The sequence below is a fragment of the Aureimonas sp. OT7 genome (assembly GCF_014844055.1).
Taxonomy (GTDB): Bacteria; Pseudomonadota; Alphaproteobacteria; order Rhizobiales; family Rhizobiaceae; genus Aureimonas; species Aureimonas altamirensis_A.
Genome location: NZ_CP062167.1, coordinates 132,931 through 159,334, shown reverse-complemented (window position 1 = coordinate 159,334; position 26,404 = coordinate 132,931). Strand labels below are relative to the sequence as shown.

34 protein-coding genes are annotated in these 26,404 nt (G+C 62.4%); 16 read left to right on the top strand and 18 right to left on the bottom strand.

What is annotated here, in order from left to right:
* Position 1: 1 nt before the first annotated feature.
* The 3 genes from IGS74_RS00840 (at position 2) to IGS74_RS00830 (ending at position 1,444) form a co-directional block, all read left to right on the top strand.
* Entirely contained in the window at positions 2 to 451 is a 450-nt protein-coding gene (locus IGS74_RS00840; protein WP_012092637.1) for a CopG family transcriptional regulator, read from the top strand.
* Positions 452 to 591: 140 nt separating this feature from the next.
* Positions 592 to 876 (top strand): EF-hand domain-containing protein, encoded by a 285-nt coding sequence (locus IGS74_RS00835; RefSeq protein WP_192388689.1) that lies wholly within the window; start codon positions 592 to 594, stop codon positions 874 to 876.
* On the top strand, positions 869 to 1,444 hold the full coding sequence (locus IGS74_RS00830) for a hypothetical protein (protein WP_028034399.1): 576 nt from the start codon (positions 869 to 871) through the stop codon (positions 1,442 to 1,444). The genes IGS74_RS00835 and IGS74_RS00830 overlap by 8 nt, the downstream gene beginning before the upstream one ends.
* Before the next feature lie 152 nt (positions 1,445 to 1,596).
* On the opposite strand, the gene IGS74_RS00825 is transcribed toward IGS74_RS00830, so the two are convergent.
* Genes IGS74_RS00825 through IGS74_RS00800 form a run of 6 tightly spaced genes read right to left on the bottom strand, consistent with a single transcriptional unit; the run spans position 1,597 to position 5,983 of the window.
* Positions 1,597 to 2,823 carry an MFS transporter gene (locus IGS74_RS00825; protein ID WP_012092639.1) on the bottom strand — a complete coding sequence of 409 codons (1,227 nt, stop codon included), beginning with the start codon at positions 2,821 to 2,823 and terminating at the stop codon, positions 1,597 to 1,599.
* Positions 2,820 to 3,536, bottom strand: a complete 717-nt coding sequence (gene arsH, locus IGS74_RS00820; protein WP_012092640.1) for an arsenical resistance protein ArsH — start codon at positions 3,534 to 3,536, stop codon at positions 2,820 to 2,822. The genes IGS74_RS00825 and arsH overlap by 4 nt, the downstream gene beginning before the upstream one ends.
* Complete coding sequence (gene arsB / locus IGS74_RS00815) at positions 3,533 to 4,621, bottom strand: ACR3 family arsenite efflux transporter (protein ID WP_012092641.1); 1,089 nt, start codon at positions 4,619 to 4,621, stop codon at positions 3,533 to 3,535. The genes arsH and arsB overlap by 4 nt, the downstream gene beginning before the upstream one ends.
* Before the next feature lie 27 nt (positions 4,622 to 4,648).
* Positions 4,649 to 5,074 carry an arsenate reductase (glutaredoxin) gene (gene arsC, locus IGS74_RS00810; RefSeq protein WP_012092642.1) on the bottom strand — a complete coding sequence of 142 codons (426 nt, stop codon included), beginning with the start codon at positions 5,072 to 5,074 and terminating at the stop codon, positions 4,649 to 4,651.
* Positions 5,075 to 5,082: 8 nt separating this feature from the next.
* The gene (locus tag IGS74_RS00805) at positions 5,083 to 5,619 is read right to left on the bottom strand and encodes an arsenate reductase ArsC (protein WP_034658503.1); all 537 of its coding nucleotides are present in this window, start codon (positions 5,617 to 5,619) and stop codon (positions 5,083 to 5,085) included.
* A gap of 4 nt (positions 5,620 to 5,623) precedes the next feature.
* The gene (locus IGS74_RS00800; protein ID WP_012092644.1) at positions 5,624 to 5,983 is read right to left on the bottom strand and encodes a metalloregulator ArsR/SmtB family transcription factor; all 360 of its coding nucleotides are present in this window, start codon (positions 5,981 to 5,983) and stop codon (positions 5,624 to 5,626) included.
* A 46-nt stretch (positions 5,984 to 6,029) separates the two neighbouring features.
* Here IGS74_RS00800 and IGS74_RS00795 point away from each other — a divergent pair, with 46 nt between their 5' ends.
* The gene (locus IGS74_RS00795) at positions 6,030 to 6,527 is read left to right on the top strand and encodes a DUF6428 family protein (RefSeq protein ID WP_012092645.1); all 498 of its coding nucleotides are present in this window, start codon (positions 6,030 to 6,032) and stop codon (positions 6,525 to 6,527) included.
* 105 nt (positions 6,528 to 6,632) lie between these two features.
* Here the strand turns inward: IGS74_RS00795 and lspA are convergent, their stop codons facing one another.
* The 6 genes from lspA to IGS74_RS00765 all read right to left on the bottom strand — a co-directional run bounded on the left by lspA (position 6,633) and on the right by IGS74_RS00765 (position 11,795).
* Positions 6,633 to 7,097 (bottom strand): signal peptidase II, encoded by a 465-nt coding sequence (gene lspA / locus IGS74_RS00790; protein WP_012092646.1) that lies wholly within the window; start codon positions 7,095 to 7,097, stop codon positions 6,633 to 6,635.
* A gap of 25 nt (positions 7,098 to 7,122) precedes the next feature.
* The gene (locus tag IGS74_RS00785; protein ID WP_012092647.1) at positions 7,123 to 7,866 is read right to left on the bottom strand and encodes a cytochrome c biogenesis protein CcdA; all 744 of its coding nucleotides are present in this window, start codon (positions 7,864 to 7,866) and stop codon (positions 7,123 to 7,125) included.
* Positions 7,866 to 8,486 (bottom strand): SCO family protein, encoded by a 621-nt coding sequence (locus IGS74_RS00780; protein ID WP_012092648.1) that lies wholly within the window; start codon positions 8,484 to 8,486, stop codon positions 7,866 to 7,868. Before IGS74_RS00780 ends, IGS74_RS00785 begins: the two co-directional genes overlap by 1 nt.
* Positions 8,483 to 8,986 (bottom strand): copper chaperone PCu(A)C, encoded by a 504-nt coding sequence (locus IGS74_RS00775; RefSeq protein ID WP_028034400.1) that lies wholly within the window; start codon positions 8,984 to 8,986, stop codon positions 8,483 to 8,485. Before IGS74_RS00775 ends, IGS74_RS00780 begins: the two co-directional genes overlap by 4 nt.
* The gene (locus IGS74_RS00770) at positions 8,979 to 9,596 is read right to left on the bottom strand and encodes a cation transporter (RefSeq protein WP_012092650.1); all 618 of its coding nucleotides are present in this window, start codon (positions 9,594 to 9,596) and stop codon (positions 8,979 to 8,981) included. Before IGS74_RS00770 ends, IGS74_RS00775 begins: the two co-directional genes overlap by 8 nt.
* A gap of 66 nt (positions 9,597 to 9,662) precedes the next feature.
* Positions 9,663 to 11,795 (bottom strand): heavy metal translocating P-type ATPase, encoded by a 2,133-nt coding sequence (locus IGS74_RS00765; protein ID WP_028034401.1) that lies wholly within the window; start codon positions 11,793 to 11,795, stop codon positions 9,663 to 9,665.
* 66 nt (positions 11,796 to 11,861) lie between these two features.
* On the opposite strand from IGS74_RS00765, the gene IGS74_RS00760 reads away from it, so the two are divergent.
* Complete coding sequence (locus tag IGS74_RS00760; protein WP_012092652.1) at positions 11,862 to 12,278, top strand: helix-turn-helix domain-containing protein; 417 nt, start codon at positions 11,862 to 11,864, stop codon at positions 12,276 to 12,278.
* 7 nt (positions 12,279 to 12,285) lie between these two features.
* On the opposite strand, the gene IGS74_RS00755 is transcribed toward IGS74_RS00760, so the two are convergent.
* Together IGS74_RS00755 and IGS74_RS00750 are read right to left on the bottom strand one after the other, a co-directional pair.
* Positions 12,286 to 13,221 carry a bile acid:sodium symporter gene (locus tag IGS74_RS00755; protein ID WP_012092653.1) on the bottom strand — a complete coding sequence of 312 codons (936 nt, stop codon included), beginning with the start codon at positions 13,219 to 13,221 and terminating at the stop codon, positions 12,286 to 12,288.
* 8 nt (positions 13,222 to 13,229) lie between these two features.
* Positions 13,230 to 13,595: a metalloregulator ArsR/SmtB family transcription factor gene (locus IGS74_RS00750; protein ID WP_012092654.1), complete on the bottom strand. Its 366-nt coding sequence runs from the start codon at positions 13,593 to 13,595 to the stop codon at positions 13,230 to 13,232.
* 428 nt (positions 13,596 to 14,023) lie between these two features.
* Between IGS74_RS00750 and trbB the strand changes: the two genes are divergently transcribed.
* The 11 genes from trbB to IGS74_RS00695 are packed head-to-tail and all read left to right on the top strand — an operon-like array spanning position 14,024 to position 23,670.
* Positions 14,024 to 15,022, top strand: coding sequence for a P-type conjugative transfer ATPase TrbB (trbB, locus tag IGS74_RS00745; RefSeq protein ID WP_012092655.1), 999 nt, complete (start codon positions 14,024 to 14,026; stop codon positions 15,020 to 15,022).
* A complete protein-coding gene (locus IGS74_RS00740; RefSeq protein WP_012092656.1) occupies positions 15,019 to 15,348 on the top strand; it encodes a TrbC/VirB2 family protein in 330 nt (109 codons plus the stop codon). The genes trbB and IGS74_RS00740 overlap by 4 nt, the downstream gene beginning before the upstream one ends.
* On the top strand, positions 15,348 to 15,629 hold the full coding sequence (locus tag IGS74_RS00735; RefSeq protein WP_012092657.1) for a VirB3 family type IV secretion system protein: 282 nt from the start codon (positions 15,348 to 15,350) through the stop codon (positions 15,627 to 15,629). Before IGS74_RS00740 ends, IGS74_RS00735 begins: the two co-directional genes overlap by 1 nt.
* An 8-nt stretch (positions 15,630 to 15,637) precedes the next feature.
* On the top strand, positions 15,638 to 18,148 hold the full coding sequence (gene trbE, locus IGS74_RS00730; RefSeq protein WP_012092658.1) for a conjugal transfer protein TrbE: 2,511 nt from the start codon (positions 15,638 to 15,640) through the stop codon (positions 18,146 to 18,148).
* The gene (trbJ, locus tag IGS74_RS00725) at positions 18,145 to 18,927 is read left to right on the top strand and encodes a P-type conjugative transfer protein TrbJ (RefSeq protein WP_012092659.1); all 783 of its coding nucleotides are present in this window, start codon (positions 18,145 to 18,147) and stop codon (positions 18,925 to 18,927) included. Before trbE ends, trbJ begins: the two co-directional genes overlap by 4 nt.
* Positions 18,928 to 18,943: 16 nt before the next feature.
* Positions 18,944 to 19,231, top strand: a complete 288-nt coding sequence (gene trbK-alt / locus IGS74_RS00720; protein ID WP_012092660.1) for a putative entry exclusion protein TrbK-alt — start codon at positions 18,944 to 18,946, stop codon at positions 19,229 to 19,231.
* Between the two features lie 3 nt (positions 19,232 to 19,234).
* Positions 19,235 to 20,593 carry a P-type conjugative transfer protein TrbL gene (trbL, locus tag IGS74_RS00715; protein ID WP_012092661.1) on the top strand — a complete coding sequence of 453 codons (1,359 nt, stop codon included), beginning with the start codon at positions 19,235 to 19,237 and terminating at the stop codon, positions 20,591 to 20,593.
* A complete protein-coding gene (gene trbF / locus IGS74_RS00710; RefSeq protein WP_012092662.1) occupies positions 20,590 to 21,279 on the top strand; it encodes a conjugal transfer protein TrbF in 690 nt (229 codons plus the stop codon). Before trbL ends, trbF begins: the two co-directional genes overlap by 4 nt.
* Positions 21,276 to 22,304, top strand: a complete 1,029-nt coding sequence (gene trbG, locus IGS74_RS00705) for a P-type conjugative transfer protein TrbG (protein ID WP_039194776.1) — start codon at positions 21,276 to 21,278, stop codon at positions 22,302 to 22,304. The genes trbF and trbG overlap by 4 nt, the downstream gene beginning before the upstream one ends.
* On the top strand, positions 22,301 to 23,428 hold the full coding sequence (locus tag IGS74_RS00700) for a TrbI/VirB10 family protein (RefSeq protein WP_012092664.1): 1,128 nt from the start codon (positions 22,301 to 22,303) through the stop codon (positions 23,426 to 23,428). The genes trbG and IGS74_RS00700 overlap by 4 nt, the downstream gene beginning before the upstream one ends.
* 2 nt (positions 23,429 to 23,430) lie before the next feature.
* Entirely contained in the window at positions 23,431 to 23,670 is a 240-nt protein-coding gene (locus IGS74_RS00695) for a DUF2274 domain-containing protein (RefSeq protein WP_012092665.1), read from the top strand.
* On the opposite strand, the gene IGS74_RS00690 is transcribed toward IGS74_RS00695, so the two are convergent.
* The 4 genes from IGS74_RS00690 to IGS74_RS00675 form a co-directional block, all read right to left on the bottom strand.
* The gene (locus tag IGS74_RS00690) at positions 23,624 to 24,571 is read right to left on the bottom strand and encodes a LysR family transcriptional regulator (protein ID WP_012092666.1); all 948 of its coding nucleotides are present in this window, start codon (positions 24,569 to 24,571) and stop codon (positions 23,624 to 23,626) included. The two genes, IGS74_RS00695 and IGS74_RS00690, sit on opposite strands and share 47 nt — an antisense overlap.
* Positions 24,571 to 24,747, bottom strand: coding sequence for a hypothetical protein (locus tag IGS74_RS00685; RefSeq protein WP_012092667.1), 177 nt, complete (start codon positions 24,745 to 24,747; stop codon positions 24,571 to 24,573). Before IGS74_RS00685 ends, IGS74_RS00690 begins: the two co-directional genes overlap by 1 nt.
* A gap of 213 nt (positions 24,748 to 24,960) precedes the next feature.
* Positions 24,961 to 25,275, bottom strand: a complete 315-nt coding sequence (locus IGS74_RS00680) for a metalloregulator ArsR/SmtB family transcription factor (protein ID WP_012092668.1) — start codon at positions 25,273 to 25,275, stop codon at positions 24,961 to 24,963.
* Positions 25,272 to 26,318, bottom strand: a complete 1,047-nt coding sequence (locus IGS74_RS00675) for a cation diffusion facilitator family transporter (protein WP_192388688.1) — start codon at positions 26,316 to 26,318, stop codon at positions 25,272 to 25,274. The genes IGS74_RS00680 and IGS74_RS00675 overlap by 4 nt, the downstream gene beginning before the upstream one ends.
* Positions 26,319 to 26,404 lie beyond the last annotated feature (86 nt).

Sequence of the window (26,404 nt, the reverse complement as noted above, 5' to 3'; positions counted from 1 at the left end):
CATGGCCAATCTCCGGAAGAAGAAAAAACTCACCGTCTATCTGGACCCCGATGTCGAAAAAGCCCTGACCGAGTTTGCCGCGCGGCGGGACCGGTCGCAGTCGATGATCGGCGAGGCGGCCATCGCCTCATTCCTGTCTCCCGACGATGCCGAACGCCGAGAGGCGATAATCGCCAAGCGCCTCGATCGACTCGATCGCCGCATGGACCGGCTTGAACGAGACGTCGGCATCGCCGTCGAAAGCCTGGCGGTCTTCATCCGCTTCTGGGTCAACACCACACCGGCCTTGCCTGAGCCGGCGGCAAAGGCCGCGAAGGCCAAATCAGCGGAGCGATACGAGGCGTTCATCACCGCGCTCGGTCGCCGCCTCGCACAGGGACCGAAGCTGCGGCAGGAGGTGTCGGAGGATGTGACGGATCAGAGAGTTGAATTTGGCCGCCTTAGTCGTTGACACGAGTTCCCGCTCCCGGTTGGCTGAGCAGTAACAAGGATCCGCCGGAAGCGGCCTTCGCGACTGTCGCGGTCTTTGGGATTTTCGCGAATTATCCTAAGGTGATGGCTGTATATTCACTCGACTTTGGAGGAACAGCCTTGAGACTTGCCATTGCCAGCCTGTTCGCCATCGGTCTCGCCGTCCCTGCCTTCGCCCAGACGGAACCGCCCGCAGATTTTGACGAAGCCGCATGGCAGGCCGAATGGGACGCGGGCGACACGGATGGCGACGGCAAGCTGAGCCGGGAAGAGGCGAAAGCCGGGAATCCGAACATGACCGATGAAGTCTTCGACCAGATCGACACCGATGGCGACGGTTTCATCAGCCCCGCGGAATACAAGGCCGCGCTCTTCGAAGCACGCGGCAAAACCACAAATGAATAGGGTATGGGCGGGGGCTTTTGGCGCAACGGTGTTTGTCGCGGCAGCATCCGTGGCAGGCGCGGAGGCGCCCACGTCCGCCAGACCGGCCGGGTTGCCTGAGAACTATGTTCCTGAAATCCCCTCGCATGAGATGGAGCCGGACACCGGCCCGCTTTCGGCCGCCCTACAGGAGCGTTTCCGCGACCGTATCGCCGGTATCTTCATCGAGCGCGAGCCCGATTTCCATGTCGTCGTCAGGCTAACGGGAGACCGGGATGCGGGCACGCTTCAGTACCAATTGGGCGAAGATCGGGTGCGTGTCGAAGTCCTGACAGGCGCATCCCATACCGTCGATCAACTGGTCGCCGCGTTGGATGACCGCCAGATGATTACGCGCGTTCTTCCCGATGGCTACGGCGGATATGTCGATGAGCGCACCGGATATGTGGTTCTTACGGTTCTCCCCGGAACAGAGCTTGCCGGTGGCAGCGAAGCATCCCTTTCGGCTGCTTTGGGCGTGCCGATCCGCATCATCGAAGGGGAACCCGCTACAATCGGTCCAGCACCACAGCAGCGGGAAGAGCGGTAATCCATTGCGGCCCGGATTCCGGGCCGCGACGTGTCGCAAAAATCAGTCGCACAATTTTGACTTTCGCACGCGACATTTGCGACAGAAATTCCCCTGAAAATTCAACGTTGGCCTGACCTGCTACAAAAATCAGGGATCTTCGTGACGGCTTCTCAAAACTTATCGTTGCTTCCCGCTTCTCCTTTGATCGGCCCCCATAACAGCGCGACGAGGGCGAGATTGGCGATGGCGAGAGCTGCCAGCGCCACAAGAGTTTGATCGGTGCCCCCGACCGAAAGCAGGATCGCACCCACGGTTGGGCCGGCAGCTTGGGCGACGAGACTGGGCCGGGCAAGCCGCCCCATGATCGGCGCATAGCGGGAAGGTCCGAACAGGGCGAGCGGGAGCGCACCCTTGGCGATCGAGAAGATGCCATTGCCGGCCCCGTAGAGGATGAGCGACAGGCCGATGATGAGAAAACCTGCCGCGAGCATCGTCACCCCTGCCGCGCTCAGGACGGAGGCGGCGGCGAGTGTCCAGAAGGGATGATGCCTCCCCCCGCTCGCCATTTCGCCAATTCGGCCGGCGACTTGGGCCGGGCCTATCAGCGCGCCGAGGGCTACAGCTTCGCCCAGCGACAGCCCGCGTTGCTGCAACAGGGTCAGCAGATGCACCGATATGATGGTGACGCCCAATCCGGCCAGCACCACGATCGCCATCATGATCAGATAGGCCCGGCGCTCATGGTCGCGCAGCTTGATCGCAGGAGCTTGGTCTTTGCCACCGATCGGCCTGGGCTTGCCGTTGCTCGGAAGGACCAGCAGCACGAGCGGCAGGCAGATCGCGAGATGAATGCCGGCATAGGCCATGCAGGCCCCGCGCCATCCCAGATGCTCCAGAAACAAGGCCGAGAGCGGCCAGCAGACCGTGCTTGCGAAGCCGCCCCACAAGGTCAGTGTAGTGATGGCGGATCGCGCGGAACGGCCATAATAGCCCCCGAGCGTGGCAAATGCCGCATCATAAAGGCCGGCCCCCATGCCGATACCGAGCACGATCCATCCGGCGACGAATACCCATAGGGACGGCGCAGCCGCAAGGATGACGAGGCCGGCAGCGAACAGCAGGCAAGCCAGAGCAAGGATGGGACGCCCGCCGTGCTGGCCAATGGCGTCACCCACGCGCGGGGAAACGACGCCGGCCGCGAGCAGGCCAATGGAGAGAGCGCCGACGATCCATGAAAGCGGCCAACCCGTATCGGCCGCGATCGGGGCGGCGAGAACGGCGAGCAGGTAATAGGAGCTGCCCCATGCAAATATCTGTACGATGCCGAGCGCGGAGATGACGGGCCACCTTCTCGCGTCGGGAGACAGGCCCGTTTGAGCCGGCAGGTTTGTCGTCACCGGACGCGCTTGAGCGCCATACGCTCTTCCAGCTTTTGGGCGGTTTCCTTGCGCTCGCTGTAGCGGTCGGTGAGGTAAGGAGCGACGTCGCGGGTCAGAAGCGTGAACTTCACCAGTTCCTCCATCACATCGACCACCCGGTCGTAATAGGATGAAGGCTTCATTCGACCCGCTTCGTCGAACTCCTGATATGCCTTGGCGACCGAGGACTGGTTGGGGATGGTGATCATCCGCATCCAGCGGCCGAGGACGCGAAGTTGGTTGACGGCGTTGAAACTCTGCGAGCCGCCAGAGACTTGCATCACGGCCAATGTGCGGCCCTGGGTGGGGCGAACTGCGCCAACCGCGAGCGGTATCCAGTCGATTTGCGCCTTGAGGACTCCGCTCATGGCACCGTGACGTTCGGGGCTGGTCCAGACCTGCCCTTCGGACCATTCCGAAAGTTTCCGAAGCTCCTGCACCTTCGGATGATCAACGGGCGCACCATCAGGCAGCGGCAGGCCGTGCGGATCGAACACACGGGTTTCCGCGCCGAAGTGGTTGAGGAGCCGTTCGGCTTCGAGCGTGAGCAGCTTGCTATAGGAGCGTTCACGCAACGAGCCGTAGAGCAGGAGAATGCGCGGCGGATGAGCAGAGGGCGTCGTTCGTAGGCGTTCAGCCGATGGGCTGTCGAGCACCGCGCGGACCACATTAGGAAGGTCGGAAACCGTCATGGCTTGGCCTCGGCCGGAACGGCAACGGGCGTCCCTTTCTCGGGAAACCACTTCGCGCCGAGCCTGAGCGCGACATGAACGAGCAGGATCAGTGCGGGCACTTCCACGAGCGGGCCGATGACGGCGGCGAAGGCCACCGGCGATGCGAGACCGAATGCCGCGATGGCGACCGCGATGGCCAACTCGAAATTATTGCCGGCAGCGGTGAAGGCGATGGCCGTGGTGCGCGGATAATCCGCCTCGATCAGCCGGCCCATCGCGAAGCTGATGAGGAACTGGATGACGAAATAAAGCGCCAGGGGAATGGCTATGCGCAGGACATCGAGAGGCAGCGACACCACGTCCGCGCCCTTGAGGCTGAACATGGCGACAATGGTGAACAGCAGCGCGGCTAGCGTTATGGGGCTGATGCGCGGCAGAAATTCGTGCTCATACCAGCCCGCGCCTTTGCGAGCGATGAGGATGCGGCGCGTCAGGAACCCGGCGAGGAAGGGAATGCCGAGATAGATCAGCACCGCTTCGGTAATGGTCCAGAAGCTCACGTCTATGACGCTGCCCTCAAGGCCGAAGAGGGGTGGCAAGACGGAAAGGAAAAACCACGCATAGGTGGAGAAGAACAGAATCTGGAATATCGAGTTGAAGGCAACCAGACCGGCGACATATTGATTGTCGCCGCGCGCGAGTTGGTTCCAGACCAGCACCATAGCGATGCAGCGGGCGAGTCCGATCAGGATCAGTCCTGTCATGTATTCCGGGTGGTCGCGCAGGAAGATCACGGCCAGCGCGAACATCAGCGTCGGGCCGATGATCCAGTTTTGTACCAGCGAAAGGATCAGCACTCGCTTGTCGGAAAAGACCCGGTGCAGTTCTTCGTAGCGCACCTTGGCGAGCGGCGGATACATCATCAGGATCAGGCCGATGGCGATCGGTATGTTGGTGGTGCCGACCGACATGGCGTTGAGAGCTTCCGGCAAGCCGGTGAATATCGTGCCCAGCACGACGCCGAGTGCCATCGCGGCGAAAATCCACACCGTCAGATAGCGGTCGAGGAAACCAAGGCGGGAAGCTGGCTTGAGGGAAGCCATCAGTATTCTCCAATCGCAGGCTGAAAGTCAGGCGGAAGCAACGCGCCGTCCATGTTCGTCAATGATCCGCTCGCCATCCTCTTTGACGAACTCGCCCCGTTGTGGGGGCAGCAGATCAAGAACGGCTTCGGACGGTCGGCAGAGCTTGACCCCTTGGGGGGTGACGACGAGGGGGCGATTGATGAGGATCGGGTGCGCCATCATGGCGTCGAGCAATGCGTCATCGCTCAATTCTGGATCGCCAAGGCCGAGGTCGGCATAGGGCGTTCCTTTCTCCCGCAAGATCGAGCGGGCCGTCAGGCTGGCGCGCTCGATGAGTTGCGCGAGCAGCGCCCGTGAGGGCGGGGTTTTCAGATATTCGATGATATGCGGCTCGACGCCGGAATTGCGGATCAGGCCGAGCGTATTGCGCGAGGTGCCGCAATCGGGATTGTGGTAGACAATGACATCCATGGATTGCCTCACGCCGCGCCAGAGCGGGGCGAGGCTGCCCCTTCGGATTGACCGATTTCGTTGAGCTTCATATTGAGCGACGATTTATCGAGGCTGGCGACGGGCAAGGCCACGAAGACCGAAATCCGGGTTTTCATGTAGCGAAACGCCGTGACAAAAGCCGCCATGCGCTGAATCTCGGTGCCCTCGACGGTGGCGGGGTCTTCGATACCCCAATGCGCGGTCATCGGCTGGCCCGGCCAGACCGGACAGGCTTCGCCGGCCGCGTTGTCGCAGACGGTGAACACGAAATCCATCACCGGCGCGTCGGGGCCGGAGAATTCTTCCCATCCTTTCGATCGGAAGCCTTCAGCCGGGTAGTCGTAGCTTTCGAGTACCTTCAGGGCGAGCGGGTTCACTTCGCCTTTGGGCTGGCTTCCAGCCGAATAGGCCCGGAAGCGACCCGCACCATCCTTGTTCAAGATGCTTTCGGCAAGGATCGAGCGGGCGGAATTTCCGGTGCAAAGAAACAGCACGTTGAAGATTCTATCGGAGTGATTGGCCATAGGCTCAGGCATGGGTGACGCCTTTCGTCGGTTTGCAGCAGGACAGCGCGGCGACTGCCGGGTTGCACACGTCCGGGTGGCCTTGGCAGCAATCGCGCATGAGAAATTCGAGCAGGCCGGACAGCGCCGGATAGGAGGCGCTGTAGATGATCGAGCGCCCGTCGCGCCGCGACTCGATGAGGTCGGCTTGTTCAAGGTGGCTCAGGTGGAAGGACATGCGCGACGACGATGCGCCGTCCATCGCTTCCCCGATCGCGCCGGCCGGCATCCCTTCCGGGCCGGCCGTCACCAGCAGGCGCACGATGCGCAGCCGGGTTTCCTGCGAGAGCGCCGCGAAGGCAGAGAGGGCTTGCTTTTCGTTCATGTATGCCTCAACATCTCAAGAGTAGTTGAATCATGGATACACGGACATGAACGCTTACGCCAGCCCCTTAATCACAGAATTTCCTGATGTTGCCTCGCTCGGGGCGATCCTCGATATTTTGGAGGGCCATGCCGACAAGGTTCTTGTGCTCGCCTATGGCGACGGGCAGCAGGTGCAGGCCGGCTATCACATCACGGAGGTCAAGGCCGGTTCCTTCGTCACGCTCGATTGCGGCGGCAATCCCGATGCGTGGCGGGAGACGGTCTTGCAGGTCGAGGATATTCCCCCGACCGAAGGCAGCATGCCGATGACCGTCGCCAAGTTCCGGTCAATCTTGGGAAAGGTCGGCAGCAGGGTCCAGCTTGACACGGACGCGCGGTTGACATGGGAGGTGAGCCGGCCCGGTGAGCCGATGCAGGTCTATGACGGGGCCGGAATCGAGATCGAGAAAGACCGGACGATTGTGCGTCTCAGCCCGCGCCCCGCAATCTGCAAGCCGAGGCATCGCGCGCAGCAGACGAGAGCGTCTGCCTGCTGCGGCTAAGCCCGCCCGAGCCATTGCCATGTCGCACTACTTCTAAAGCCCGCTACGTTGCAGGTTCCGGGAATTTTGCGGCGATAGTTTCGGATAGCTGGCGAGGACTTCTGTTCATGCAGCCTTTGTTTTGCCTCGTGCCAGAACGCTCTCCACCAGCAAAAGCCCGACCCCACAGACAATCGCCACGTCGGCAAGGTTGAAGGCGGGCCAATGATAGCTGCCAATGTAAAAATCCAGGAAATCCGCCACCGCACCCTGCCGCAGCCGGTCGAGCAGATTGCCGAGCGCCCCCCCAACCACGAGCCCGAGGGCGGATGCCGTCAGGCGGCTGTCGCTTCGATGGATCCAGACAAGGAGGCCAGCGACTATAGCGAGCGTGAACGCCATCAGGAGCCAAGCCGGCGCCTGGCCGAACAATCCGAAGCTCACGCCGGTATTGAAGCCGAGCACGAGATTAAAGAAGCCGGTGACGGGGATGACCTGAGGCGGGTTCATAACATGGTTCAGGACCCACCACTTCGTCGCCTGATCAAGGAAAAATCCGCCAAGGGCGATGGGAAGGCCGAGCCTGAGCATGTCCAAATGTCCTTTAAACTCCGGCTTAGCCGATCCGGCCGAGGGCCGGGAAAGTCTGGAGCAGCCATATCGCAAAGCTGGTTAGATGGCCGGTGATCATGGCGATGCCCATCACCACCATCACCCCACCAGCGACGATTTTGAGCACCCGGCCAGTACGGCGCATCGACATCATCCGCGCCATGAACCCGCGCATGAACAAAGCGGCCAAGATGAAAGGGAGGCCAAGGCCGAGCGAGTAGACGGCGAGCAGCGTCGTTCCGCTTGCGACCGTGGCGTTGGCGGCGGACAGGGTCAGAATCGCGCCCAGCACTGGTCCGATGCAGGGAGTCCAGCCGAACGCGAAAGCGAGACCGAGGAGATAAGCCGCGCCGGCGCTTCCGCTGCCCGGATTGGCATGGAACCGCGCTTCACGATTGAGCCAGGGCATTGGTACGAGGCCTGTCGTGAACAGACCGAAGAGGACGACGATTACGCCTCCGATCAGGTTCGCTTCGAAAAGATACATGCGCAGGAGCCGGCTCAACACGGTTGCGCTGGCCCCAAGGAGGACGAACACGGTCGTAAAGCCGAGCACGAAGCAGAGGCTGAGGCCGAGAGTTCGGCTTGCCGCCTTGAATTCGGCATCGGCCGCAGTGCCATCCGGGCTAATCGTGCGGCCTGCGACGTAGGAGATATAGCCCGGCACCAGCGGAAGGACGCAGGGCGACAGGAAGGATACGACACCTGCGGCGAAAGCCGTCGCTATTCCGATACTGGAGAACTCCATCAGCCAATCTCGCCCGCCAGGCGGCGGAGCTTCTGCAATCGAATCTCACGCGGCTCGTGCATGTCGAGCGTGCCGACGAATTGGCTCTCGGCATCCATCAGGTAAACGCCGGCGGTATGATCCATTGTGTATTCGCCCCCTTCCAGAGGCACTTTTCGCGCATAGGCCGCAAAGGCCTTCACCACAGCGTCCGTTTCCTGTCGATTTCCCCGCAGTGCGAGGATGCGGTTATCAAAGGCTGTCATGTACTGAGCCAGCAATTCTTGTGTGTCCCGTTCGGGATCGACGGTGAAGAACAGGACGTTGAACTGGTCGGCCACCGGCCCGAGCTCGTTCATGAGATCGCTCAGTTCATAGAGCGTCGTCGGGCACACATCGGGACAATGGGTGAAGCCGAAGAAGGCGAGATAAGGCTTTCCGGCCAGCGCAGCATTGTCGATCGTTTCGCCTCGATGGGATGTGAGCTGGAACGGGCCGCCGATGGCTGCCGTGCCTGTCGAGGACGCGACCGCCACGGTTTGCTGTTGCCAAGGCTTGGATACGGACAGGCCGATGAAAAGCCCGCCGACAGCGGCGACGGCAACCCATGCAACAAGGCGGAAAAGTTTGACGCCGCTCATTGGACAGCCTCTCCGTGTCCGTCATGTTCGTTCGCAGATTCCGGACGAGCGCCCATGTTCTGCACAACGAACTCAACGTCGATCGCACCGGCCTGCTCGAACACAAGAGTCGCGGCAAACCGCTCCCCATCCTTCAAAGGGCGCGATGGCTTCAAGAACATGATGTGCATACCGCCAGGTTGAAGCTCGACGGTCTCGCCAGCTCCAATTTCGATGCCATTTTGCACAGGCCTCATGCTGGCAACCCCATCGCTCACGGTCGACTCATGGATTTCCACCCGGTCTGACAGAGGTGATGAGATTGAAACCAGGCGATCGGCCATATCGCCATCGTTTGTCAGCGTCAGATAGCCGCCGGCTACCGGCGTGACCGGCGGAGTCGCGCGTGACCACGGGTGATTGATGGTGATCGAACCAGCTTGGAAGTCGTGACCCACAGCAGGAGAGATCGACACTGCAAGGGCAAGGAAGGCGGCGGATAGGGCTCGCAAACTAGTCATGTTCCTTTTCTCCTTTTCCAGCTTCGCCGGCCTTCTCAAGGATTTCGAAGCCGCTTCTGACAACGACTACAACCACACCCAAGCCAATGATCAGATCCGGATAAGGCGAATTGAAAAGAATTACTGCAAGACCAGAAACAGCGATCGCCGAGTTCACGAGCATATCGTTTGTCGTGAATATCCATGAGGCTTGCAGATGCACGCCACTTTCCCGATGTGATTTCAGGAACCACATGCAGATCATATTCGTAAGCGCGCTCGCGATTGCCACGGCGATCATGACCGGCCCGATCGGATCGGAGCCAGTGAAGAAGCGTCGGCCAACCTCAAACAGAAGCAAACCGGCGAATACTATCAGGAGCATACCCGACAGCCGCGCAACGCGAACCTTCGCCGCCAAACCGCGACCTACGACGAAAAGGCTGATGGCGTAGACACCGGCATCGCCAAGATTATCGAGTGCAGAGCCCATCAATCCTGTTGACTGAGCCCACCAACCTAATCCTCCCACAATGGCTGCCTGGGCAGTATTAATCGCAAGTACCCATGCGAGCGCCCATTGTTCGCTCTTCTCGGATGAATTGGCACTGCCCTGGGACTGATTACTCATAAATTATACCTCGGCTTTCTTGGCGAGAAGTGGAAGCCGCGACCTGCATGTGCGCACTGTTCAAGCTCATTTGTCGCGGGTGCCGCGCCAGGTCAGCAGGCGCAGCGCATTGGCCGTAACGAGGACAGTAGCGCCCGTATCGGCGAGGATGGCCATCCAGAGCGTGGTAATGCCGAATAGAGTCGTCACGAGGAAGACAGCCTTCAGACCAAGCGCTATTGCGATGTTCTGCCAGATATTGCCGAGCGTCGCCTGCGACAATCCGATGAGATCAGCGATACCCGTCACCCGGTTTCTGAGCAGCGCGGCATCAGCGGTTTCCAGCGCGACGTCGGTGCCCGCACCCATGGCAACGCCAACGGAGGCAGCAGCGAGCGCCGGAGCGTCGTTGATACCGTCTCCCACCATGGCAATCGGTCCATCAGCCCTGAGGCGGCCGATCTCGGCGAGCTTGGCGTCGGGCAGAAGTTCGGCGCTCGCCTCAAGGCCGAGATGAGCCGCAATGGCGTCGGCCGTGCGCTTGTTGTCGCCGGTCAGCATCAGAGGGCGCACGCCGCGATCTGTCAGCCGCTTCACACCTTCGATAGCGTCGTCGCGCGGCTCGTCGCGCAAGGCGATCAATCCCTCGATGGTCTTGCCCTTGATGAGCACGACGACCGTCTTGCCCTGGCTCTCCAGCCCGGTGATCGTGTCAACGATGCTCTCTTCGAGGCCCGTTTGTTCGGCGGCGTGACGGGGAGACCCGACCGAAGCGAAGCCGTCCTTCAACCGCGCTGTGACCGCTTTGCCGGGTGTGGCAACGCCGCCCCCGAAGGTGGCGGGCAGTTCGAGCCCCCGCACCTTTGCCGCCTCCACGATTGCAATCCCGAGAGGATGGCTGGTGCTGCGCTCGACGGCCGCCGCGATGGCAAGGACGGAGTTCTCATCACCATTGATCGGCACAATGTCCGTCACCTGGGGGTGGCCACGCGTCAGCGTTCCCGTCTTGTCGAAGGCAACGGTTACGACCTTGCCAAGTGTTTCCAGCGTCGCGCCGCCCTTGATCAACAGTCCCTGACGCGCACCGGCGGCAAGACCCGAAGCAATAGCCGCCGGTGTGGAAATCACGAGCGCGCAGGGACAAGCAATCAGCAACGTCGCGAGACCCCGATACACCCATGTCATCCAGTCACCGCCGAAGGCGAGCGGCGGCACGACAACGATCAGAGCCGCGACGACCATCGCGCCCGGCGTGTACCAGCGGCTGAAACGGTCGATCATACGCGCCGTCGGGGCCTTTGATTCCTGGGCTTCCTCGACCATGTGGATGATACGGGCGATGGTGTTGTCGGCCGCGACATGGCTGATCGACACCCGCAACTCGCCATTTGCATTGATGCTGCCGGCATAGACGTTTGCGCCGGCTTCTTTCAGCACGGGCACGGATTCGCCTGTCACCGGGGCCTCATCGACCTCAGAAACGCCGTCAATCACCGTGCCGTCAGACGGCACACGGTCACCAGGCCGAACAACGACAACATCACCGACGGCCAGATCTTCTGCGGCGACCTTCTCAACAACACCATCACGCTCGCGGAACGCGGCCCGAGGCACGAGATCGATCAGTGCTTCAATGCCAGCGCGCGCACGGCCGGCCGCCACGGTTTCAAGCAATTCGCCCACTGCGAACAGAAAGATCACGACAGCAGCTTCTTCGGCCTCGCCGATGGCGACCGCGCCGAGTGCCGCGACCGTCATCAGCGTCTCGATGGTGAAGGGGGAGCCGGACATCGCGCCGGCGACCGCCCGCCTCGCGAACGGGATGATGCTGATCAATGCAGCGCCCGAGTATAGCCATTGCTCCGATTCGGGCAGGACACGCGCGAGGGCGAAGGCAAGGATGAACAACGCGCCGGTAAGGAGCACAAGCCGACCCTTGCTGCCTTTCCACCACGCCTCCGTGCTGCGTTTCCGAGGTGGGCTCGCCTTTGCCTCGGTCTGCTCGATCACTGGTGTGTAGCCGAGCGCTCGGATCTTTTGCTCAATGGTGCCGAGAGCCGTACGGTCCTCATCCAGTTGCAATGCGAGCGTCTCGTTGGCGTAGCTGACATGAATGTCGCTAACGCCCGGCAGGCGTTGCATCACCGTTTCAATTTTCAACGCGCAGGAGGCGCAGTCCATGCCTTCTACACGCAGTCTGTAAGGGCTCGCTGCCGCCATGATGTCACCTCGACTTTCCCGATGTGACATTGTAGATAGACCCTGTAGTAACTATAGGGTCAAGAGATGAACGACAGAATTCTGATGATCGGCCAATTGGCTAGACGAACGGGGACCAAGGTCGAGACGATCCGGTTCTACGAGAAGAACGGTCTCCTGCCCGCACCCTCGCGTACCGATGGCAACTACCGTGCATATGAGCCGGGCCACCTCAACCGCCTCAGCTTCATCAGGCGTGCGCGCGAGCTTGGTTTCTCGCTCGATCAGATCAGGGAGTTTCTCAAGCTGGCCGACGATCGTTCGCAGTCCTGCGCGGCGATTGATGCGATTGCAAAGGAGCACCGGAAGGAAGTCGAGCGAAAAATCGAAGACCTAACTGCGCTCAAGTCGGAACTGGACAGGATGATAGACCAGTGTGGATGCGGGCTGGTCGCAGATTGTAGGATAATAGAGAGCCTGTCTCCGCTGCCAGCCAGAACCTAATGACTGCTCACCGCAGCGCCGGGCCTCTCGATGCCAAAATCTTTGCGGCGATCGGTGACGTAATCATCTGGATCACAGCGAAGAAGGCGGCAGGCACGGCGATTTCCGAGGGCAACCCGGACGCCGCTACGAACGCCGCCGCAATGGAGAACTCCTTTTTGCTCACCGTGAACAGGTAGGCGATCAGCTCTTGCCGGTCGGCCACAAAGACTTTTGCGATGGACCCGACCGCATAGCCGATCAGGTTCAGCGTGAGCGCGGCCAGCGCGATTAGGAGGGCGAACCAGCCATAGCCGAGGATTGTTTCGGCGTTTGGACCCACGACCGCCAGAAGCAGGAGCAGGTAGAGCACCGAACCAAGAGAGGGATAGAGGCCATCGTGTCGGCCGACCGCTTCCGGGTATCGCGTGCGTAGGTAGACCCCGATCACGGTCGGCAGCACCACGATCAGCACTAATTCCATGATGATCGCCCCGATGGGAACTTGCAGCTCGATTCCGGTGAGAAGCAGGAACAGGATCGGCACGATGAAGGGCGAAAGCACTGTGTTGACCGCATTGAGGACCGCCGCGAGGGCGACATTGCCGCGTGCGAGCAGGACCAGCAACGGAGCGGAAACGTCAGTCGGCAGAGTGCCGACAAGGGTTTGACCGGCGGCCAGCGGCCCAGAGCCGAAGAACAGCCGCCCGGTGAGCCATCCGGCGAGCGACATGGGACCATAGACGAGGCCAAGCGCCCAAAGCTGCCGGCTCGGCTTCCGGAAAACCAGCTTCACGGCGTGAGCGTCGAATGTCAGGCTGATGACCAGCATCAGCAATGCCAGAAGCGGGCTTATGCCGCTTTCAAGGACCATGCCGAGCGAAGGGACGAGCAGGCCAAGCGCGGCCGTTACAACGGCCAGCAGCAGGAGATTGTTTTCAACAAAGGCGAGGGCTTTCTGCATCGGCAGTCCTATTCGCAGCGGATCGTACCGGTTGGGCGGCCCTCGCATTTCGCGAACAGGGCAATCGCTTGATCGCAATATTTGCAGTGACCTTGGCAGCAGTCGTGCATGAGGAAGGCGACGAGATCGGAGAGCGCCGGCCAGTTGGCGCTGTAGATGATCGACTTGCCATCTCGCCGCCCCTGCACGAGTCCGGCACGCTCCAGTTCCTTGAGATGGAAGGAGACGCGCGACGGCGGCGCATCATCGAGCGCGCCGGCGATGGCACCAGCGGCCATGCCGTCAGCCCCCGCGACGACCAACATGCGGATTATCCGCAAGCGGTCCTTGTGAGAGAGCGCGGCGAAGCCCGCGAGCGCGTCGTTTTCGTCCATATCATTTCAACGTTTCATGTTTTGTTGAAATTATTGCTTATAGATGGAGCGCGCGCGCCTCAATCTCGCGCAATTCCTGAAACCCGCAATAGATCGGCTGCACCCGGAAAGTCGCGGCTATTCGTTTCACAAGACTTTATCGCAAGTGCTAAGCCACTTGCGACATGATTTCCGAGAGCGGACCACCTGGGGCGAACGTCGGCTCGGTCCCGGCGAGGCGGCCTGACGCCACGGGCCGGTCGAATCAGTCGAGAGCATGCCGGTGTGCCTGCAGATCATCCGACTGGTCAGGCACACCGCCGTTCTCCTGTAATTTTATCCCACACTACTACGACGACCGAAACTTGTTGAAACGACCTGTTTTGTGTCTCTTTTAGTGATCCCCATCCGGGGATCGTCTCTCGCCTCCCCGGTGGAACGGGGACGAGATGCCAGGCATCAACCACAAACAGGCAAATGTGGACCGCGGCGCGCGCATGCTCCGGACAGCGCTCGGGCCTGCCATCTCAACCCTGCTGCAAGACCCGTCTGTCGTCGAGGTCATGCTGAACCCGGACGGACGCATCTGGGTGGACCGGCTGTCCGAAGGGTTGGCCGATACGGGCGAAATACTGTCCGCCGCTGACGGTGAGCGCATCGTGCGGCTGGTCGCCCACCATGTCGGCGTCGAAGTCCATGCGCGCAGCCCGCGCGTCTCGGCCGAACTGCCCGAAACCGGCGAGCGCTTCGAGGGGTTGCTGCCGCCGGTCGTGTCCGCACCCGCCTTCGCCATCCGCAAGCCCGCGGTCGCAGTATTCACGCTAGACGACTATGTGGCCGCCGGCATCATGTCCGCCGATCAGGCGGAAACGCTCCGCGCGGCCGTCGCGTCCCGCGCCAACATCCTTGTCGCAGGCGGCACGTCCACCGGTAAAACGACGCTGACCAATGCGCTGCTCGCCGAGGTGGCGAAGACGCAGGATCGGGTCGTCATCATCGAGGACACCCGCGAACTGCAATGCGCAGCGTCGAATCTCGTGGCGATGCGCACCAAGGATGGTGTCGCCACCTTGTCGGAACTGGTGCGGTCTTCGCTGCGCCTGCGTCCGGACCGCATTCCGATCGGTGAGGTGCGCGGCGCCGAGGCGCTCGATCTCCTCAAAGCCTGGGGCACCGGCCATCCGGGCGGCATCGGCACCATCCATGCTGGTTCCGGCATCGGCGCCCTGCGCCGCCTCGAACAACTCATCCAGGAAGCCGTCGTCACTGTGCCGCGCGCGATGATCGCGGAGACCATCGACCTCGTGGCCGTCCTCGCTGGCCGCGGCTCCGCGCGCCGGCTGGCCGAACTTGCCTGCGTCGAAGGGCTCGGCCCCGACGGCGATTACCGGATTTCCCTCGCTTTTCCCGACACCTCAATCCCTCACGTTCCAGGAGAACCTGCATGATCCGTTGCGCCGTTCGTATCCGTCATCATCTGGCGACCGCCGCCGCCTTCACCTGGGCGAGCCTGATGACTGCCCCCGCCCAAGCGTCTGGCTCCTCCATGCCCTGGGAAGCGCCGCTGCAATCCATCCTTGAATCCGTCGAAGGCCCGGTGGCCAAGATCGTGGCAGTGATCATCATCATCGTCACCGGCCTGACGCTCGCATTCGGCGATACCGGCGGCGGCTTCCGTCGCCTCATCCAGATCGTCTTCGGTATCTCCATCGCCTTCGCGGCGTCCAGCTTCTTCCTCTCGTTCTTCAGCTTCGGCGGCGGAGCGCTGGTCTGATGGCGGTGAGTTTCGAGGCGCTCGACGCGGTTCCGGGATTCAGTGTGCCGGTTCACCGCGCCCTGACCGAACCGATCCTGCTTGGCGGAGCGCCACGCTCCGTCGCGATCCTCAATGGCACGCTGGCCGGAGCCGTGGGCCTCGGCCTCCAGCTCTGGCTGGCCGGCATCCTGATCTGGGCCGTCGGTCACATCGCCGCCGTCTGGGCCGCCAAGCGCGATCCGCTCTTCGTCGAGGTCGCGCGCCGCCACCTCCGCATCCCCGGTCATCTTTCGGTGTGAGGAAGCCCATGATGAATCTCGCCGAATACCGCCGTACCGCATCCCGCCTCGCCGATTACCTTCCCTGGGTAGCGCTGGTCGGCTTCGGCGTTGTCCTCAACAAGGACGGCTCGTTCCAGCGCACCGCGAAGTTTCGCGGTCCCGATCTGGATTCCGCCGTCGCGGCCGAGCTGGTCGCGGTCGCTGGCCGCCTTAACAATGCCTTCCGTCGCCTCGGCTCCGGCTGGGCGATCTTCGTCGAAGCACAGCGGTCGGAAGCCGCCACCTATCCGGCGAGCCGCTTCCCCGATCCCGCATCGGCGCTGGTCGATGCCGAGCGCAAGGCCGATTTCGAGGAGAAAGGCAGCCATTTCGTCTCTGGCTATTTCCTGACCTTCCTCTGGCTTCCGCCCGCCGAGGATGCCGCCCGCTCCGAGTCCTGGCTTTACGAGGGCCGCGAAACGTCGAGCGTGAACCCTTGGGAACTGGTGCGCGGCTTTGCCGACCGCACCGACCGCGTGCTGGCGCTGCTCGACGGTTTTATGCCGGAATGCCGCTGGCTCGATGACGCCGGGACGCTGACTTACCTGCATTCGACGATTTCGATCAACCGGCATCGCGTCCGCGTGCCCGAAACCCCGACCTATCTCGATGCGCTGCTGGCCGATCAGCCGCTGACCGGCGGGCTGGAGCCGCGCCTGGGCAATCAGCATCTCCGGGTGCTGACGATCACCGGCTTTCCGGCAACCACCACCCCCGGCCTGCTCGACGAAATGAACCGGTTGGCCTTTCCCTATCGCTGGTCGACCCGCGCCATCCTCATGGACAAGACCGATGCGACCCGGCTGCTGACGAAGATCAGGCGCCAGTGGTTCGCCAAGCGCAAGTCGATTGCCGCCATCCTGAAAGAGGTGATGACCAACGAGCAATCCGCGCTCGTCGACACCGACGCCGCCAACAAGGCGGCCGATGCCGACATGGCCCTGCAGGAACTTGGCGCCGACATGGCGGGCATGGCCTATGTCACGGCGACCGTCACCGTTTGGGACGAGGACGCCCGCCGCGCCGACGAAAAGCTGCGGCTGGTCGAGAAGATCATCCAGTCCCGCGATTTCAGCGTCATGGTCGAAACGGTCAACGCCGTCGACGCCTGGCTCGGCAGCTTGCCCGGACATGCCTATGCGAATGTCCGGCAACCGCCGGTCTCGACGCTCAACCTTGCCCACATGGTCCCTTCGTCCGCCGTGTGGGCGGGACCGGAACGGGACGATCACTTCGGCGCGCCCCCGCTGCTGTATGGCAGGACCGAAGGATCGACCCCGTTCCGGTTTTCCCTCCATGTCGGCGATGTCGGCCATACGCTTGTCGTCGGGCCGACGGGTGCCGGCAAATCGGTGCTGCTGGCGCTAATGGCCTTGCAGTTCCGGCGCTACGCGCGCTCACAGGTCTTTGCCTTCGATTTCGGCGGCTCGATCCGGGCCTGCGCCCTCGCGATGCAAGGTGACTGGCACGATCTTGGTGGCGAGCTGACCGACGCTTCCGAAACATCCGTCTCGCTGCAACCTCTGGCGCGCATTCACGAGACGGCCGAACGCGCCTGGGCCGCCGACTGGATCGTGGCGATCCTGACGCGCGAGAACATCCAGATCACCCCGGAGGTGAAGGAGCACATCTGGACGGCCCTGACCTCGCTCGCCTCCGCCCCGGTCGGGGAACGCACCATCACCGGCCTCGCCGTGCTGCTCCAGTCGAATGATCTGAAACAGGCGCTCCGCGCCTATTGCGTCGGTGGTCCCTATGGCCGGCTGCTCGATGCGGAGACCGAACATCTTGGTTCAGCAGACGTGCAGGCATTCGAAATCGAGGGCCTTGTCGGGACCGGCGCGGCGCCCGCGGTCCTCTCTTATCTCTTCCACCGCATCGGCGACCGGCTAGACGGGTGGCCCACGCTGCTGATCATCGACGAGGGCTGGCTGGCGCTCGACGACGAAGGCTTCGCGGACCAACTCAGGGAATGGCTCAAAACCCTGCGAAAGAAGAACGCCAGCGTCATCTTCGCCACGCAGTCACTGTCCGACATCGACAATTCAGCCATCGCGCCGGCGATCATCGAAAGCTGCCCAACGCGGCTGTTGCTGCCCAACGAGCGCGCCATCGAACCCCAGATCACCGCGATCTATCGCCGTTTCGGCCTCAATGACAGGCAGATCGAGATCCTCGCACGGGCCACGCCCAAGCGGGACTACTACTGCCAGTCGCGGCGCGGCAACCGCCTGTTTGACCTCGGATTGTCGGAAGTCGGGCTGGCGCTTTGCGCCGCATCGGCCAAATCCGATCAGGCCCTGATCAGCGAAATCCTCACCGAGCATGGCCGCGACGGGTTCCTCGCCGCCTGGCTCAAGGCGCGTGGCGTCGAATGGGCCGCAGAACTGATCCCGGACCTCAGCAATCTCGCGACCGAAAGCGAGGATCTGCCGTCCGTCATTTTCGATGAGGACGCGTTCGAGCTCACCCTGGAAGAAGAGGAAAGTACCCCATGACGCGCACAAAGACCCGGATTTCCCGCATGGCCAGCGCTTCGGCGCTCGCCCTTTCGCTTGCCGCGCCGCTGGCGCTCGCGCCGGACTTCATCACCCCGGCCCATGCCTTCTTCGGCGGGTTCGGCCGGATCGTCTATGATCCGACCAACCACGCGGAGAATCTGCTGACCGCCGCCCGTACGCTGGAGCAGATCAACAACCAGATCACCTCGCTTCAGAACGAGGCGCAGATGCTGATCAACCAGGCCCGCAATCTCGCGAGCCTGCCTCACAGCTCGCTTCAGGCGCTTCAGCAGAACGTCCAGCGGACCCAGCAGCTTCTCGGGCAGGCCCAGAACATTGCGTTCGACGTTCAGAACATCGATCAGATGTTCCAGCAGGACTACGGCAAGCTGTCTTTGACCGCGACCGACACCCAGATGATCGCCGATGCGCGCTCGCGCTGGGAAAACACCGTCGGCGGCCTGCAGGACGCCATGCGCGTCCAGGCCGGCGTCGTCGGCAATATCGACAGCAATCGCACGCAAATGTCGGAGCTTGTCGGCCAAAGCCAGGGGGCGACCGGCGCGCTTCAGGCGACCCAGGCTGGCAACCAGCTTCTCGCCCTCCAGTCGCAGCAGCTTTCGGACCTGATCGCTGTCATCTCGGCCAATGGCCGGGCGAATGCCTTGACCGAGGCCGAACGCGCCACGGCAGCCGAACAGGGACGCATTCAGCGCGAGCGTTTCCTGACGCCGGGGTCAGGCTATCAGCCCGGCAACGCGCGAATGTTCAACTGAGGAAAGGAGGCGGAGTATGGAGGGGAAGGTGCTGGCCCGGATCGCGGCCATTGTGTTCGTGGCCGTGGCCATCACGGCGGCGATCATCGAGATGTCGCGTGAGGAAGGCCCCGCGCCAGCACCTTCCGTCCCAGCGCTTCAGCCCGCCACCGATCCGCTGCGTCTGGAACAGCGGCGTTGCCAGGCATTGGGCGAGGCGGCGGCCAATGATGCCGACTGCCTCCGAACCTGGGCCGAGACCCGCGATCGCTTCCTCGGCAAGACACCCGCGCCAGCGACCCCCGCACAGAACGGGAGACCGTGAGCCATGGGCGGAACGGGGGTCATCGATAATTTTCTCGGCATCTTCACCAGCTATATCGACTCCGGCTTCGGCCTGCTCGGCGGCGAGGTGGCGTTTATCGCCACGACGCTGATCGTCATCGACGTGACGCTCGCCGCACTGTTCTGGGCCTGGGGCGCCGACGGCGACATCATTGCGCGGTTGGTGAAAAAGACGCTGTTCGTCGGCGTCTTCGCCTATCTCATCAGCAACTGGAACAATCTCGCACGGATCGTCTTCGAGAGCTTCGCCGGGCTCGGGCTCATGGCGTCCGGCACTGGCTTCTCGGTTGCCGATCTGCTGCGCCCCGGCCGCGTTGCCCAAACCGGGCTGGACGCCGGTCGCCCGCTGCTGGAATCTATTTCGGACCTGATGGGCTGGATCGCCTTCTTCGAGAACTTCATCCAGATCGCGTGCCTGTTGTTCGCCTGGGCGCTGGTGGTGCTGGCCTTTTTCATCCTGGCAATCCAGCTTTTCGTCACGCTGATCGAGTTCAAGCTGACCACGCTGGCCGGCTTCGTGCTGATTCCATTCGGCCTGTTCGGCAAGACCGCCTTCATGGCCGAGCGGGTGCTGGGCAATGTGATCTCCAGCGGTATCAAGGTGCTGGTCCTCGCCGTCATCATCGGCATCGGCTCCACGCTCTTCGGCCAGTTTACCGCAGGCTTCGGCGGTGCGACCCCGACAATCGACGACGCCATGGCGATCGTGCTGGCAGCCCTTTCCCTTCTCGGCCTCGGCATCTTCGGCCCCGGCATCGCCACCGGCCTCGTCTCCGGAGGCCCGCAACTCAGTGCCGGCGCCGCCGTCGGGACTGGCCTTGCGGTTGGCGGCGCTGCGATCGCAGCCGGTGGCGCGACCATGCTCGCGGCGCGGGGTGGCGCAGCCGCACTCTCGGGCGGGGCAGCACTTGCCCGCGGCGGTGCCTCGGCCGCCGGTGCGGCTTCGTCCGCCTATACCCTCGGCTCCTTGGGCGGGTCCGGCACGGCCGGGGTCGCCTCCGGCCTTGGCGGTGTGGCGCGCGCCGGAGCCTCCGCCGCCGTTTCACCACTCAAGCGCGCCGCCTCCCGCGCCAGCGACAGCCTGAAATCCAGCTATTCCGATGGTGCGAAAGCCGGATTCGCGGCATCCGGCGGCACGTCGACCATGGGCACCGTCGGCAGAGATTCGTCGCCTGCGCCGTCAACCCCCTCAACCCCTGATGGGCCGCCGGCCTGGGCGCAGCAGATGCGGCGTGGCCGGGCCATGAGCCACGGCGTCACGGCTGCTGCTCATGCTGTCCGATCCGGCGACAGCCACGGCGGCGGCTCCTCCGTCAGCCTTTCCGAAAGTGACCGCACATGAACATCTTCAAACGACCGACGACCCATTACGGCAAGGTGCCGGAACCCGAGACTCCCTATCAAAAAGCCGCACAGGTCTGGGACGAACGCATCGGCTCGGCCCGCGTGCAGGCGAAGAACTGGCGCTATATGGCGTTCGGCTGTCTGATCCTCTCGGCCGGCTTTGCCGCCGCGCTCGTCTGGCAATCGGCGCGTGGAACCGTCGTGCCCTGGGTGGTGCAGGTGGACAATCTCGGTCAGGCGCAGGCTGTCGCGCCCGCGAACGCCGATTATCGCCCGACCGATCCGCAGATCGCCTTCCATCTCGGCCGCTTCATCGAGCAGGTCCGCGCGATCCCGGCGGACGCGATCATCGTCCGGCAGAACTGGCTTCGGGCTTACGAGTTCACCACCGACCGGGGCGCGGCGGCCTTGAACGATTATGCGCGGGCCAACGATCCCTTCACCAAGGTCGGCCGCCAGCAGATCGCCGTCGAGGTGTCGAGCGTCATCCGGGCTTCGCCGGACAGTTTCCGCGTCGCCTGGACCGAACGCCATTTCGAGAACGGCCAGCTTTCCACGACCGAGCGATGGACCGCGATCCTGACTGTCGTGATCCAGCCCCCGCGCGATGCCGAACGATTACGCGCCAATCCGCTGGGAATCTACATCAACGCAATTTCATGGTCGCGGGAGATGAGCCAATGACCCGCACGACTTTCCGTAGAGCCGGTTTTCCGGTTTTCCGTAAACCCGCTTTCGCGGCTTTGCTGCTTTCCGCGACCATGTTGGCCGGCTGCGCGACCAACCGGACGCCGCAATTCAACTATGACGCCGACGTGCCGCCGCTGCCCACCGTGCAGACGGTCGCCACCGACGACCGGCCCCGGCCGCTTCACACGCCGCCGGCCTGGACGGTCGCGCGGGGCGGACCTGCTGCCAGCACTCCGGACGGCCGTGTCGAAAACGCCAATGCCGCCGCCCGTGTCGAACCTCGCCGTGAGGGCTATTACAACGCCATCCAGATTTATCCGTGGAGCGAAGGCGCGCTCTATCAGGTCTATGCGGCCCCCGGCCAGATCACAAATATCGCGCTGGCGCCGGGCGAAAGCCTGACCGGCGCGGGACCTATTGCGGCCGGGGATACGACACGATGGATCATTGGCGACACCGAATCCGGTTCGGGCGCGAACCGCCGCGTCCACATCCTCGTGAAGCCGACACGCCCGGACATTTCCACCAACCTTGTCGTGACCACCGACCGGCGCACCTACATGATCGAGCTGCGCGCGCGGGAATCGCTCTACATGCCTTCCGTCGCATGGGCCTATCCCGCGGCGCCGGCGGGAAGCCGTGCCACCACGCCCGCCGCGCCCATCATCCCCGCCGAGGCGGCGCGGAACTATCGCTACGGATTGCAGGTGCGGGGCGACAGCCCGCCATGGCGGCCGCTCTCCGTCTTCGACGATGGCCGCCGCGTCTATGTCATTTTCTCGCGCGGCATCGTGCAGGGCGAAATGCCGCCTTTGTTCGTCATCGGGTCGGACGGAGAAACGCAGATCGTCAACAGCCGTGTCCACCAGAATGTCCTGATCGTGGACCGCCTGTTCGGTGCGGCCGAACTGCGCCTTGGCAGCGGCGATCGGCAGCAAGTGGTCAGGATCGTCCGCATCAACCCGACGCAGGCCGCAGCAGAACCAGCCAGCACGACCACGGGAGGATCGTCGTCATGAGCGATACCGATACCGCCGCCCCCATGCGCCTGCGCGCCGAGCCGCCTCGTGTCACCCGCCTGTCCCGAAAGTTGCTGGCAAGCGTTGGCGCGGTCGCGCTTCTCGGCATCGCCGGAACCTTGATCTATGCGCTCCAGACCCGCGATGCGGGGCCGGGTGGCGGCGAACTCTATTCGACCGAAAACCGACCCACGGCTGACGGCCTCGCCGGTCTGCCGCGCGACTATACCGGCCCCGTCCTGGGACCGGCATTGCCGGGCGACCTTGGCCGTCCGATCCTCGACGCGCAGAACCGGGGGCAGCCAGTCGCGCCTCCGGCAATCACCACACCAGCCGTCGATCCCGAAGAGGAGCGCCGCCGCGCCGAGGAAGAGGCCGCGCGCTTGAGCAACGTGTTCTTCCAGTCCGGGTCGCGTTCTGGCGGGACAGCGGGAACGGCCATGCCAGGAATAGCCGGGATAGGCTTGCAGCCGGACGGCACAGGGCAGAACAGGCACGCGGCTTTCCTCAATAGCCCGGTCGACCGACAGACGGTTGCGCCAGATCGCGTCACGCCGCCGGCATCGCCCTACATCCTTCAGGCTGGAGCCGTCATTCCGGCCGCACTCATCACCGGAATCCGCTCCGATCTGCCGGGCCAGATCACCGCGCAGGTCACCGAAAACGTCTATGACAGCCCGACCGGCTCGCTGCTTCTGATCCCGCAGGGAACGCGCATCATCGGCCAATATGATGACGGCGTGACCTTCGGCCAGCGCCGCGTCCTGCTGGTGTGGAATCGCCTGATCCTGCCGGGCGGCCGCTCCATCGTTCTGGAGCGCCTGCCGGGCGCGGACGCTTCCGGTTACGCCGGGCTTGAGGATGGCGTCGATTATCACTGGTGGGATCTGATGAAAGCGGCAGGGCTTTCCACACTGCTCGCGGTCGGTACAGAGCTGGCGACCAGCGACGAGGACCGGTTGATCCGCGCCATTCGCGACGGCGCACAGGATACCGTCAATCAGGCCGGGCAGCAGATCGTCCAGCGCCAATTGCAGGTCGCGCCGACGCTCACCATCCGGCCCGGCTTTCCGGTCAGGATTATTGTGACCCGCGACCTGGTATTCGAGCCCGCAGGAGGTTGAGCATGACAAAACTGAAACTCGGTCCCATCGTCGAGGACAAGCCCGTCAAGGTTACGGTAGAGCTGCCGGGGCCGCTTCATCGCGATCTTGCGACCTATGCCGAGGTGCTGGCCCGCGAGACCGGCCAACCCGCCGCTGATCCTGTCAGGCTGATCGTGCCAATGTTGGAGCGCTTTATCGCCACTGACAGGGGGTTCACGAAAGCACGGCGCTCCGTCCTGTCTCCGAAGTCGCAGGTCTGACGGCCATTGCTTTCGCCAGACTGAGAAAGCGACGGAAGGCGGGATTGTCGTTGCTCGCCGACCAGACGGCCGAAAAGGGCAGAACCTCGCCGAGGATCGGTCGGTAAACCACACCCGGAAATTGTGCGACGGTGATGGCTTCGCTCACCAAAGTCAGCCCTCGGCCGAGGGCGACAAGCGGCACCAGATTATCCCGACCGACATATTGCACCTGGATCTCGGGATGCCTGCCGAGATCCGCCAGCCGCCGCACCAGATGATCGTAAATTTCCTGTCCCGGAGCAGTCTCGCTGACGATAAAGGACTCGTCGGCCAGATCGCGCCATACGACTTCCTCCCTGTTGGCTAAGGCATGATGGTCAGGCAAGACCACGAACACACGCTCCGACCACAAGAGGACGCGTTCGCAATCCGGCCAGTCTCGTGTTCCAGTGATGAAGGCGACGTCGAGATTGAGTTGCCGGATCGCTGCGACATGCTCTGCGGGGTTCCCGTCAGCCACTTCGATTCTCACCGCGCTATGTCGCCTGCCGTAAACTTCCAGCAACTCCGCCAAAAAGCCGGAAGCGATCGAGGAATAAATACCGATCCGGACACGTCCCTTTTCAGAACGACCTGCGGAGGCAACCTCTCGAGCGCCTTCTCCAACAGTCCTGATGACCCTGCGGGCGTGTACGAGGAATCGCTGGCCGGCATAGGTTTGCGATACGCCCCATGTATGCCGGTGAAACAAGGAGGCGCCAATCTCGTCTTCCAGCTTGGCAATGGACCGACTGATTGCAGCTTGCGACCGTCCAACCGCAGCTCCTGCTTTGCGAAAGCTGCCATGCTCGACCACAGCCACGAAATAGCGGAGATGGCGAAGCTCGACTTTATCCGAACACTTGACCCCTTTCCGCATTATGCGGCCACCTTGCTTCTGGTCGCCAACATCAATGTCTGGAGAAAGCCCAAACGAATCCGTATGTCGGCACCATCATCGAGGTCCGCGGCATCATCTGCATAAACGTACCCTTCCGCGATCAGCGAGCCGAATAATTTGTCGACGGACGAACGGTTCTTCGCTTGGTCCTTCATTTCTGCCGCCTTGCATTGACGAAACGGGTATCAAGCAAGATCGTGCAGCCTCCAACCATTGGAAGGTCAAGACCGAAATTGCTTAAGTCCCGGTCTTAACCGCAGCGTGAAGATTGCCGTGTCGGCGATAAGTGCTGCTGCCTGCTTCAACGAACGCATTAGCGGCCCGCTCTTCAGCGGTACAGGCATCACATCGCCAAGAAGCCTTGTTTGTCAGTCATCAAAGTGCTCCTCGTCGATGTGGGTTGCCATGTCGATCAGCATGTCGCTCACGTGACTGTCTGCCACTTCGTAGAAAACCTGCTTTGACCGACGCTCCCCCCTGACGAGCCGTGCACCTCTGAGCAGGCGTAAATGGTGGCTAACCAGTGTCTGCGACAGTCCCAGGCTCTCAACAATGTCGCCGACGGACTTTGGACCCGGCAGGCAAAAGAGCAGAATTCTCAGCCGTGTAGGATCGCCCAGCAGGCGAAAAGTCTCTGCCAGTACGGTTACGTCGTTCTGCGACAGGGACGGGGCTTGCTTCAACGTTCATGCTCCTGCTTGCTGTGGACATGCTCAGGCCCATGGTTGTGGTGATGCCCATCATGGTCGTGTCGATCCCCATGCGCGTGCCCCGTCAAGGCAGAGGCTTGCGACAGGCTGCACGCGTCCGCATCGTCATTCCAGTCGATGGCGATGGTCGGATGTTCGATCTTAAACTGTGACTTCAACTCACGCTCGACCGCGCGCATCACCGAGCGAGCATCGACATCGGCTTTCGGCCGCACATGTAGGGTGGCCAAGGTCCGCCCGGACGTGATCGACCAGACATGGATGTGGCTCACCGACGCCACGCCAGCGATGTTCTCGACAAGATGGCGTTCGATCTTCTCGGGCGTCGCGTTATCTGGCGCACCTTCAAGCAGGATATGTATCGACTTGCCGAGGAGATTCCACGCGGCGCGCAGGATCAGCAGGGAGACAAACACCGAGAGGATAGGATCGATCAGCGTCCAACCCGTGTACATGATCACGATGGCGGCTGAAACCGCTGCCACAGAGCCGAGGAGGTCGCCCAACACATGAAGGATGGCACCCTTGATGTTCACGTGCTCGGTATCTCCGCGCGTCAGAATCCAGAACACGAGAATATTGATGAGGAGCCCCGCAATGGCGACGCCAAGCATCGGACCCGCGAGGATAACATGCGGTTCCTGAAAGCGCTGCCAGGCTTCATAGACAATCCAGACGACGATCGCGAATAGCGTGATTGCGTTGATAAAACCGGCAAGGACCTCGAAACGCAGATAGCCAAAGGTCCGGTTGGAGTCTGCCGCCCGCCGTCCGAACCGAAAGGCGGCATAAGCTAGCGCCAGCGCAGCCGCGTCGCTCAGCATATGTCCAGCGTCGGCGAGCAGCGCCAGCGATCCTGAGATCAGACCGCCGATCACCTCCACGATCATGAACGTGAGGATCAGGAAGAACGAGAGAAGGACCTTGCGCTCATTATCGCTCGTGACGGTCGGCGCATGGGAGTGATCATGGGAATGGTCATCATGAGAATGACCATGGCTGTGTGAATGGGACATTTCAGGGCTCATGCGGTTGACATACAACACATGAATATGTGTTCATATGTTGTATGTCAACCGCTCCGCTTGCAATTCGTCCAAGC